The 11,328-nt window shown below is 37.0% G+C and carries 7 protein-coding genes, 1 tRNA gene and 1 riboswitch; of the genes, 6 read left to right on the forward strand and 2 right to left on the reverse strand.

The window, feature by feature from the left end:
• Positions 1 to 460: hypothetical protein (locus ACLTU0_RS07970; RefSeq protein ID WP_412321967.1), on the forward strand; the 460-nt coding region annotated here is incomplete at its 5' end.
• 22 nt (positions 461 to 482) lie between these two features.
• Complete coding sequence (locus ACLTU0_RS07975; protein ID WP_412321969.1) at positions 483 to 2,420, forward strand: hypothetical protein; 1,938 nt, start codon at positions 483 to 485, stop codon at positions 2,418 to 2,420.
• 53 nt (positions 2,421 to 2,473) lie between these two features.
• On the opposite strand, the gene nth is transcribed toward ACLTU0_RS07975, so the two are convergent.
• Positions 2,474 to 3,106 carry an endonuclease III gene (nth, locus tag ACLTU0_RS07980; RefSeq protein ID WP_412321970.1) on the reverse strand — a complete coding sequence of 211 codons (633 nt, stop codon included), beginning with the start codon at positions 3,104 to 3,106 and terminating at the stop codon, positions 2,474 to 2,476.
• Between the two features lie 154 nt (positions 3,107 to 3,260).
• On the opposite strand from nth, the gene glyA reads away from it, so the two are divergent.
• Together glyA and ACLTU0_RS07990 are read left to right on the forward strand one after the other, a co-directional pair.
• The gene (gene glyA / locus ACLTU0_RS07985; protein ID WP_412321971.1) at positions 3,261 to 4,502 is read left to right on the forward strand and encodes a serine hydroxymethyltransferase; all 1,242 of its coding nucleotides are present in this window, start codon (positions 3,261 to 3,263) and stop codon (positions 4,500 to 4,502) included.
• A 130-nt stretch (positions 4,503 to 4,632) separates the two neighbouring features.
• Positions 4,633 to 4,707 (forward strand) — tRNA-Glu (locus ACLTU0_RS07990).
• A 984-nt stretch (positions 4,708 to 5,691) separates the two neighbouring features.
• Here ACLTU0_RS07990 and ACLTU0_RS07995 read toward each other — a convergent pair.
• Positions 5,692 to 9,582, reverse strand: a complete 3,891-nt coding sequence (locus ACLTU0_RS07995; RefSeq protein ID WP_412321973.1) for a stalk domain-containing protein — start codon at positions 9,580 to 9,582, stop codon at positions 5,692 to 5,694.
• A gap of 313 nt (positions 9,583 to 9,895) precedes the next feature.
• Positions 9,896 to 10,021, forward strand: a riboswitch (FMN riboswitch).
• Positions 10,022 to 10,151: 130 nt separating this feature from the next.
• Here ACLTU0_RS07995 and ACLTU0_RS08000 point away from each other — a divergent pair.
• Together ACLTU0_RS08000 and ACLTU0_RS08005 are read left to right on the forward strand one after the other, a co-directional pair.
• Positions 10,152 to 10,754, forward strand: a complete 603-nt coding sequence (locus ACLTU0_RS08000) for an ECF transporter S component (RefSeq protein ID WP_412321975.1) — start codon at positions 10,152 to 10,154, stop codon at positions 10,752 to 10,754.
• Positions 10,755 to 10,833: 79 nt separating this feature from the next.
• Positions 10,834 to 11,328, forward strand: a 495-nt coding sequence (locus tag ACLTU0_RS08005) for a COG2426 family protein (RefSeq protein ID WP_412321977.1), incomplete at its 3' end; no start/stop codon positions are given.

Raw genomic sequence — 11,328 nt, forward strand, 5'->3', positions numbered from 1 at the left:
CAACTATCTGCCCGAATTTACACGTTCGGAACTCGGTCAATTCAATATCGGATATATGGCTGAAAATCTGAAAAATATGTTTTCCGTTCCCGAAACACAGAACGGAATTTGGCAATACCCTTATGCCAACGGAATGTGCATATTCTTGGTTAGTCCGATATTTATATCTTACTTGGTATATATTGCACGTTCAATTATAAAGCACGAAAAATTTGATATGAAGTTTATGATTCTTGTTTTGACAATCGCAATAATCGAACTTCTTTCAATAACTGTGCACAAAACAATGGGCGGTGCACATTTCGGTAACAGGTACACAAATGACGTTCTTCCTATTATATTTATAGGAACGGTTATGTTACTGCCGAAGGATAATGATTGGGAAAGTTTCAACTATCCCCTATTCTTTATCGGTCTTGCGATTAATTTAGTCGGCTCAATTATGTTTTTTGTACAATAATTATTAAACAGAGGTGATTTAATTGTTAGGAGTTATTTATTATTTGCTTTTTCTTATCATCGGATTTATTTACAGTTCGATGTTCTTCAAAGAAAAAGATATTTATTACAAACTATGGTCGGGACTTGTTTTCGGAAATATAATACTTATGGCAGGAATTATTCCGTTTGCCTTGATTTTTAAATTCACATACATAAGCCACATACTTTTACTTATTGCGGCGATTATACCGATAATTGTATTGGGAATTAAGCACAAAGACGTTGTGCAAAGTATTTTTTCTGAGAAAACAGTATATTTAAAAAAACATCTTTTATGCAAAGAAAACGTGGTTATATCAAATAAGATTTTTCTGTTTTTGATTATACCTGTCACGCTGTTAATATGCTTGCTTATGGTAAACCATATCCTTGCACCTTATGCCAACGGTGCTGTAAGCTCGGGACAGTCTACATACGGTGACTTACAAATGCACCTTGGATTTGTTACATCAATAGCCGAACAAAAATCATTTCCGCCGGAATACTGTTTCCTTTCGGGAACAAGATTAAACTATCCGTTCCTTATTGATTCGCTTTCTTCAAGCCTGTATATGTTCGGTTGTCCGCTTAGAATTGCCGTACTCATTCCAAGCTTTATATTTGCACTTTGTATAGTAATGGGATTTTACATTTTTTCATTCTCCCTTACCAAGAGTACAACCGTATCTGTTATTGCAATATTGTTCTTCTTCTTAAACGGCGGATTTGGTTTTGCGTATTTCTTTGAGAGTGCAAAAGAAGACCCTTCAAACTTTACAAAGTTCTTTACGGAATACTACCAGACACCGACAAACTATAATGAACACAATATACGTTGGTCAAATGTCATTTGCGATATGATTATACCACAAAGAACAACAATGGCTGGTTGGTGCGTAATCCTGTTTGAACTTGAAATGCTTGTAAATGCGGTAAAGAATAAAAAGACATCTTATTTCATTATTCTCGGAGTTGTCGCCGGCTGTATGCCGATGATACACACACATTCATTGCTTGCACTCGGAATTATAAGTGCCGGAATGTTCTTCCTTTATCTTTACGATGAAAAAGACAAGAAAAGCTATATTATGCGTTGGATATACTTCGGAGGCATCACTCTTGTACTTGCTATGCCACAGCTTTTCTTCTGGACATTCTCACAAACTTCGGGAAACAGTTCATTCCTAAGATATTCATTTAACTGGGTAAATGAGGCTGATCCGTATTTATGGTTCTATATCAAGAATTGGGGAATTCCTTTCTTGTTCATTATCCCTGCGTTTTTCAATACATCAAAGGATAATAAAAAATTAGTGCTTAGCTGCGGATTGTTGTTCTTAATCGCCGAACTTATATTGTTCCAGCCTAACGATTATGATAACAACAAACTGTTCTACATAGCATATATGATTGCGGTAATCATTGTTTCGGAATATCTTGTACTTATTTATAATAAACTTAAAGGTATCAATTTACGCGGTTTCCTTGCGGCATTGGTTATTATTTCCGCTACGCTGTCAGGAGTTATGACAATTATCCGCGAATATCACTCAGGTGCAATGTATCAGATATATAGTGCCGCTGATATTGAAGTTTCTGAATATATTAAAGACAACACCGACGCAAACGGTGTGTTTATGACAAGTACAAATCACATTAACCCTGTAGTTTCACTTGCCGGAAGAACAATATATGTAGGTTCTTCGTTGTATGTGCATTTCCACGGGTTCGGAGAAGAATATACTAAGAGAAGTGAAGAATTAAAAACGGCATATGAGGGTTCTTCTCAACAGTTAAAGTCATTTGCAGATGAAAACAACATTTCATATATTTATGTAGGGAACAACGAAAAACAAGATTTTAATATAAATTACAATTCACTTTCACAGTTTGAAAAAATATATGATGAAAATTCAATACAGATATATAAAGTAAAATAAATGCAAAAGCAGACAAAATCGTTTATGATTTTGTCTGCTTTGTTTTTAACAATTCAGCATTTTCCCGCACTTTTGCAAACTTCCTTAATAGGACATACCGCACATTTAGGTTTTCTTGCCGTACATACCGCACGACCGTGTGCCACAAACTGATGGCACATTCTAAGCTGATAATCGGGCGGTACAATCTTTTTCAAGTCCATTTCGACTTTTGTAGGATCGTCGTTCGTTGTAAGACCTATACGCTTTGCAATCCGCTTACAGTGTGTATCAACCACAACAGCAGGCTTACCGAATATATCGCCAAGTACAAGGTTTGCTGTTTTTCTGCCCGTTCCGGCAAGACTTGTCAAGTCCTCCATTGTATCAGGTACTTCCCCGCCGTAAACGTCAATAAGCCTTTGACAGCACAAGATTATATTTTTCGCCTTGTTGCGGTAAAATCCCGCCGATTTTATATCTTCACAAAGCTCGTCATAATCCGCATTTGCAAAATCTTCTGCATTTCTATACTTTTTAAAAAGTGTTTCGGTAATTATATTAACTCTTGCATCGGTACATTGTGCCGACATTTGAGTGGCAATAAGCATTTCAAGCGGTGTTGTGTAATTAAGCGAACATTTGACATCGGGATATGCCTTGTCCAAAAGCTCTCGCAATTTCAAAACTCGTTCTTTCTTCGTCAAAGAAATCACCTCAATTCAATTTTTCTGATAAGTACATTATATAATTTTTCGTAAAAATTTGCAACAAAGACTTGCACTTTTATTAAATAACATATATAATATTACATAAAGTTGTTTTCAACTCAACACTTTTTATACGAAAGGAAATGGGAAAATGGAAAAATACGAAAAGATGAAATCTTTTGATCCGGAAATTTATGTGGCAATTCAAGACGAAACAAATCGTCAGAACAATAAAATTGAACTTATTGCGTCTGAAAACTTTGTATCGGAAAGAATTATGGAGGCTAACGGCTCACCGCTTACAAACAAATATGCAGAGGGTTATCCGGGAAAACGTTACTACGGCGGTTGCGAATACGTTGATGTTGTAGAAACACTTGCTATCGAAAGAGCAAAAGAATTATTCGGTGCAGACTATGCAAATGTTCAGGCACACTCAGGTGCTCAGGCTAATATGGCTGTATTCTTTGCACTTCTTACACCGGGCGACACAGTTCTTTCAATGAGCCTTGCTCACGGCGGTCACCTTAGTCACGGAAGTCCTGTTAATATGTCCGGTAAGTATTTTAACATTGTACCTTACGGTGTTACAGAAGATACTAACACAATAGATTATGACGAAGTAAGACGTATAGCACTTGAATGTAAGCCAAAACTTATCCTTGCAGGTGCGTCAGCTTATCCAAGAATTATTGATTTCAAGAAATTTGCCGATATTGCAAGCGAAGTCGGTGCATACTTTATGGTTGATATGGCACATATCGCAGGACTTGTTGCAGCAGGTTGCCATCCGTCACCAATGCCGTATGCAGACGTTGTTACTACAACAACTCACAAGACTCTAAGAGGTCCTCGCGGCGGTCTTATTCTTACAAATAACGAAGAAATCGCTGTTAAGATTAATAAAGCTATCTTCCCTGGTATTCAAGGCGGTCCTCTAATGCACACAATCGCAGCTAAGGCAGTATGCTTTAAAGAAGCACTTGACCCAAGCTTTAAGACATACGCAGAACAGGTTGTTAAAAATGCATCAGTTCTTGCGGATACACTTATGGCAGAAGGCTTTAAACTTGTAAGCGGCGGTACTGATAACCACCTTATGCTTGTAAACCTTACAGATACAGGTGTTACAGGTAAAGAAGCTGAAAAAATGCTTGACGAAGTCGGTATTACAGTAAATAAAAACGCAATTCCGTTTGATACAAAGAGTCCGTTCGTTACAAGCGGTATCAGAATCGGTACTCCTGCCTCAACTTCAAGAGGTTTTAAAGAAGAAGATATGGTCGAAGTCGGTAAACTTATCGCTATGACTATCAAAGACTTTGAAAATAATAAAGAAGAAGTTAAGACAAGAGTTAAGGCTCTTTGCGATAAATACCCACTTTACAGATAAACCTATCGAGCCTGTCACAAAAATATCGACAGCTCCAAAAGATTATTATGCGGATTTTGATATTTTTTCAAAATCCGCTATTTTTCTATTGACAAATATAAATTGATGTGGTATTATAGTATCTGTTAATGGCTCGTTGGTCAAGCGGTTAAGACTCCGGCCTCTCACGCCGGCAACGAGGGTTCGATTCCCTCACGAGTCACCAAATTTTAAAATCACAAAAAACCGTATAAATGCTTGAATATCAAGTGTTTATGCGGTTTTTTAGTGTTTTTATAAATAAAATCAATGTGATAAAATGTTATACTTTTTTATTAGTCTGTTAGTCAAAAGTTAGTCAGATTTTAGTCAAAAGTTAGTCAAAAACAGAGTATGATACTCCTTTAGTTTCTGATGTAGTTTCTCTTTTATCAGTTCCTCCGTGTATTCCCTCGCTATCATCTCTGACATCGGGTCTGCTTCTTTCGTTTCCAACTGATTGTTGCAGTCCTTCGTTGCTATCGTCGCTATGTGACGTATGAACTCTGTCAATTCTGCTTTAGTTCGGGCGTGTAGTCCTCTATCATCATTTCTACCTTTCCGTCCAATACTCCTTATTGCGATATGCCATTTTCTTTACCTCCATTTTTTTGATTATCTACTTTTTTTATTCCTACTTGATTTGTATCTGTGTTCGTCCTAAAAATTTGTTTGTCATCAAAAACGATATAGCTTCAATCTCGTTATTGTACACAATACCGTCGTACCCTTTATTTTTTAGAATTTCTCTTAGTTTGGAATTTTTTAATTCTAAATCTGCAATATTGAGTATTTTTAACCCATCTTCGGACGATATAATTCCTTGTTTATCTAAATCAGTCACCACTTGGTCTGCATTCCAATTCAAAAAATCTTTATCAATGTAAATAGGGTTTGTTATATTGAGATATGCTTTAATATATATTGGATTTGTTATCCCCTTATCTTTCACATATACAACAACACATACCCACAATTTTGTATTGTTTAGATTAAGGTGCGCGTCGTCTGTACCAATTAAAGCGATAACTTCGGTTATCGCTTTTTTTATTTATTTCATACAAAAAGCACTCACTGTTCAGCAAGTGCTTGACATTGCATTGTCACCTCATTCATTGTAAGATATTTCAACATTAAAATAGCAGCTGAAAAATCAGCTGCTATTTCTTATTTATTTAACTCTTTGAATTGTAACAGTTTGTTCTGTTTCATTCCACTCAACCGTTGCACCCAGATTTTCCGAGATGAAACGTATCGGTGTATATGTACGATCGTTTTCAACAAAAGCAGGACTATCGAGTTTAACGTCCTCACCGTTTACTTTTGCATAATCCGAGCCGATTGTGATAAGAATTATTACGTCCTCTTGTTTTTCCGTCTTACCTGTGATTGTTACAAGTTGTTTTTCGCCGTCCCATTCAACTGTTGCGCCAAGATTTTCCGCAACAAAACGAGCAGGCAACATTGTACGGTCATTCACAACCTTTGGAGCAACATCATTTGTCTTTGTTGTTCCGTAAACGAGTGCGTCATGTTCATCGATTGTCAAAACTATTGTATTTGAACTTTCTTTATTTTCATTTCCGCTATTATTATTTATGACATCTTCACTTCCGCCGTTTTCCTGTTTCTGTTCAGTCCACTTTGCGTAAAGTGTAAAACTTTTTGTTACTTTTTCCGTAAAATCGTACTTTGTTGTAAGTTCCTTATCAGTATACCATCCCGCAAATTCAAAGTTTTCTTTTATCGGAGCAGTCGGTTCTTTGACTGAATTATCTTTTGCAACAGTCTGACTCGTTATCTTATTACCGCCGTTTGTGTTAAACGAAACTGTATAACGTTTTGTTCTGCCGCTACCGCCACTGCTCTTACTACCGGTTGCCGCATATACAGCAGTTATTGTCGCAGAGTCTGCCTCATTTGTGACTGTTTGTGCACCGCTTACGGTATAACCGTTTTCTGCAATTCCTTTTACCGTATAATTTGCTTTCGGTGTAATTGTTATTGTTGCGGTATAAACTGTACTATATCCGAATTTATCCGTAACTTCCGGCGACCAAGCTACCGTTGCTGTATATTCGTCTGTTTCTATTTCTGTCTGCGGTACTCCGTTTTTAACAGGTGCAGTCAGTATTATTGCAGAATTTATTGTTTTCGGCAATATTGTAAATAATTTTTCAAGTGTTCCTTCATAATTATTTGAAATTATCTCAACCTTAACTTTTGCCCCTTCCGATGCGTTTATATTTTTTTCATATGCCACTGTATAATCTGTATCAAGTACAAGAATTTTATCCCCATCTTTGACCTCAATAACAGGTTTAATCTCCTCACCCGTATATGTTTGGTCTGCTATTTTTGTTATGTTGTCATTTGTAAGTATTTTCTTTCCTATTACAAATTCAACTGCGTCACTTTCAAGCCCTGTATACTTATCTGTTTCTTCAACCTTTGCTTTTACATAATATATTCCCGCATCTGTCGGAACAATTTCGCTATATTCTCCGTCTGCCGCTGTTGAATATGTATATTTTATTGTTCCGTATTTTGCCGTAGCTGTCGGTGCATTTGGTGTGTCACCGTATGTCCATCCGACTATTTCAAGCGGTTTGGTAAATTCGTTTGTATCAACTGTGTCATAACTACCTGTCGCAGAATACACTGCCGTTACCGTAGCAGAGTCTGCCTCATTTGTAACTGTTTGTGCACCGCTTACGGTATAACCGTTTTCAGCAATTCCTTTTACAGTATAATTTGCTTTTGGTGTGATTGTTATTGTTGCTGTGTAAATGGTATCATATCCGAATTTGTCTTCAACTTCCGGTGACCAAACTACCGTTGCTATATATTCGTCTGTTTCTATTTCTGTCTGCGGTACTTCATTTTTAACAGGTGCAGTTAGTTGTGTTATTGCTGTATTTATTGTTTTCGGCAATATTGTAAATTCAACTGCATTACTTTCAAGTCCCGAATAGTCTGCTGTTTCTTCAACCGTTGCTTTTACATAATATGTGCCTGCATTTGTCGGAACTTCTTCGGTGTACGTTCCGTCTGCCGTATTTGAATATGTATATTTTATTGTTCCGTATTTCGCCACTGCTGTCGGTGTATTTGCTGTTTCACCGTATGTCCAACCTGTTATTGCAAGCGGTTGTGTAAATTCGTTACTGTTTTTGTTTTCCGTTGCAGAATATACTACTGTTACCGTAGCAGAGTCTGCTTCATTTGTAACTGTTTGTGCACCGCTTACGGTATAACCGTTTTCCGCAATGCCTTTTACAGTATAATTTGTTTTCGGTGTGATTGTTATTGTTGCTGTGTAAACCGTATTATATACGAACTTGTCTGTAACTTCCGGCGACCAAACTACCGTTGCTGTATATTCGTCTGTTTCTATTTCTGTCTGCGGTACTTCATTTTTAACAGGTGCAGTTAGTTGTGTTATTGCTGTATTTATTGTTTTCGGCAATATTGTAAATTCAACTGCATTACTTTCAAGTCCCGAATAGTCTGCTGTTTCTTCAACCGTTGCTTTTACATAATATGTGCCTGCATTTGTCGGAACTTCTTCGGTGTACGTTCCGTCTGCCGTATTTGAATATGTATATTTTATTGTTCCGTATTTCGCCACTGCTGTCGGTGTATTTGCTGTTTCACCGTATGTCCAACCTGTTATTGCAAGCGGTTGTGTAAATTCATTTGTTTCAAAAGTCGATATTTTTTTCCAAACTGCATATAGCGTTGTATTGGAACTTATTGTAATACTGCCACCCGAACTGTATTCTGCTGATGTTGCGTCTTTATTTGTCGCCCAACCAAGAAAATCATATCCTGTTCTTGTCGGTACACTGTCACTTATTGTAAAAGTTGCACTGTTGCCCGCAACTATTTCGGCACTGCTACCGTTCGGTGCATTTGTACCGTTGTTTGCGTCATAACCGAGATAAACAGGAAATTTTGTTTCTCCGCTTGATGTTTGAGTAAGCTTTATTTGATTATTCTCAAGTTTCAATGCGTAAGAGCTGTTGCTAAGTCTAATCTTTGCCATATCATTGTATGTAAGCACAACACCGTCTGCCGCATCAGCAATAACTCTGCCTTCTGATTCGCCCTCTATCGCAAGTATTAACGGATTTTTTATTGAAGAAGTTATTTCAACATATTTAGTAGCAGAGGTATTTGACATCAAATAAATATCATTTCCTACATTAATATTTGCATTACCGCCTATTTGTAATGTAGCCTCTCCTGTTGTTTTACAACTATGAAAAATTGCAGAACCACTTGGTGAATCGCCTACCGCCGTGTTACCCTTTATCACACCGCCGTTTATTATCGTTGTACCGAATGATGTATTATAGATTGCACCGCCGGAATTTGACGAATTATTTTGTATAAGACCGTCATTTATAATAAGAGTAGCTTCTCTTACATAAAACGCTCCTCCACCATATCCGGCACTTGAAAGTGTCGTCTTATTATTTTCAATAATACCGCCGTTCATTTCAAAGCTACCGCCATCTAAATATATAGCACCACCGTAATTTCTGCTTTCGCAACCCGAAATTGTGCCGCCCTTCATTTTAAAATTACCGCTGGTCATATAAACTGCAGGTCCATAACCACTGGTTCTTTTATGATTTGTAATCTTTGCCCCATCATTCATTATAACAGTACCGCCGGCCATATTAATCGCAGCCGCTGCCCCGCTGTCAGAAATTATCACGTTGTTACCGTCTATTGTAACATTGCCAAGTGTAAGACTTCCGCTTTCAACTTTTATCAAATTTCCCGATGTACTCATTCTGTTAAGCGTTCCGCCGCCCGTGAATGTAACATCGCCTTTGATAGTAATTGCCGCCGTGATACCGACATCACCGTTTATTGTCACGGTTCCGCCTGATATTGTAACACCGCCTACCATATCACCGTCATTCCATGTTGTGTCTGCGGAAATTGTTTCTGTAATTTCATCGGCATATACCAAAACGGTACTTGCAGGCAACACAGAGAACATCATTGCCAACGCCAGTATGATTGATAATAATTTTTTAGATTTCATGATTTTCCCTCCTAAAATTATATTATTCCCACAAAAATATTTTCTAAAGAATTTATTATATTTATGTATCTGTTCATACTTAAATTATACACCGTACACTGATGTACGATGCAATAATTTTTGAGTATTTTTCTTCCTTTTCGACATTACATTTTTGTTACAGAGCATTGCTGTTTGAACCTGTCGATAATCTGTCAGCAACTCACGAAATCACATTTTATGATGTGATTTTTGAGTATTTTCCGAGCAGACAAACTGATAAATTTTAAAAAAACAGTTGCAAAATTGAAAAAAACGTGTATAATATAAATGAGTGTATCTTCAGGGCAGGGTGTAATTCCCTACCGGTGGTTAAAGTCCACGACCCTACTCAGTACAGTAGGCTGATTTGGTGAAATTCCAAAACCGACGGTTAAAGTCCGGACGGAAGAAGATGTTTTTTTGTGTATGGTTTGCCCTGTAGCTATGCTATGGGGCTTTTTTATTTCCCATTCATAGCGTCAAGACAAAATTTATGCGAAGAACTTTTCCTAAAGATACAAAATAAATTTTTAGGAGGCTTTTTAATTATGGAAGCAATCAATGTTCAAAACAAAACAAGGTTTACACCGAAATTTATCGCAAGTGTAGGAATACTGTCGGGTATATCTATTGTACTTATGCAGATTTTAGAATTTCCTATCCCGTTTATGCCGCCGTTTCTAAAGTTTGATTTTTCAACTTTACCTGCTTTGATAGGCGGATTTGCATACGGTCCTGTTACTGGTATTGCGATAGCATTCATCAAAGCGGCTCTACACCTGCTAAGAACAGACACAGGCGGTGTCGGTGAACTTGCCGATTTCCTTGCAAGCGGTTCACTTGTATTTGTTTCATCACTTATTTACAAGCGTATCAAAACAAGAAAAGGTGCTGTTTTAGGTCTTGTTCTCGGTGCAATAGCAATGGCAATCGTAGGCGGACTTGCAAACTACTTTATCTTGATACCGTTCTATACAAACGTTATGCCTATGGAGCAAATTATATCGCTTTGCGGCAAGGCTAATCCGCTTATAACAAACACTTTGGGATATGTTTTATACGGGGCAATTCCGTTTAATTTAATAAAAGCACTGTTGTTATCAATCATAACATTCGTACTATACAAACAAATTTCAAAGATTTTACATTAATTTGATATAGTAATAATTGCTTTTTAGAAAAATATAGTGTATAATGAATTCTGTAATTTTTATTTTAAGGAGAAGTTTTATGGATTCTATTGTACAATCTATTGTCACAGCACTTTCAGGAAAAATATCAAAGGAATTAATTGTTTTTCTTGTATCAATGGTACCGTTGTTGGAGCTTAGAGGAAGTATTCTTGCGGCAGGACTTATGAAAATGAGTTTCTTCCCATCATACATTGCCGCAGTACTGGGTAATATGCTCCCAATACCATTCATATTGCTGTTTATTGAAAAGATATTTGCGTGGATGAAAAAAAGTAAACACCTTCACAAAATTCCCGATTGGCTTGAAAAGAAAGCACTTTCAAAATCGGCTCAAATCGAAAAATACGGCTATCTCGGCTTATTCCTTTTTGTAGCCATTCCGCTGCCGGGTACAGGTGCTTGGACAGGAAGTCTTATCGCAGTATTATTCGGTATGAAACCTAAAAAATCACTTTTGTTTATCTTTTTAGGTGTACTTACTGCAGGACTTATAATGTCGCTTTTATCATTCGGCGTTTTAAAACAACTTATT

Origin of the sequence: Hominilimicola sp. (assembly GCF_046972485.1) — a bacterium.
GTDB lineage: Bacteria > Bacillota > Clostridia > UBA1381 > UBA1381 > Hominilimicola > Hominilimicola fabiformis.

Bases quoted from the DNA above. Each gene is read 5' to 3' on its own strand.
- ACLTU0_RS08000 (WP_412321975.1), top strand. From the start codon at position 10,152: ATGGAAGCAATCAATGTTCAAAACAAAACAAGGTTTACACCGAAATTT.
- glyA (WP_412321971.1), top strand. From the start codon at position 3,261: ATGGAAAAATACGAAAAGATGAAATCTTTTGATCCGGAAATTTATGTG.
- ACLTU0_RS07995 (WP_412321973.1), bottom strand. From the start codon at position 9,582: ATGAAATCTAAAAAATTATTATCAATCATACTGGCGTTGGCAATGATG.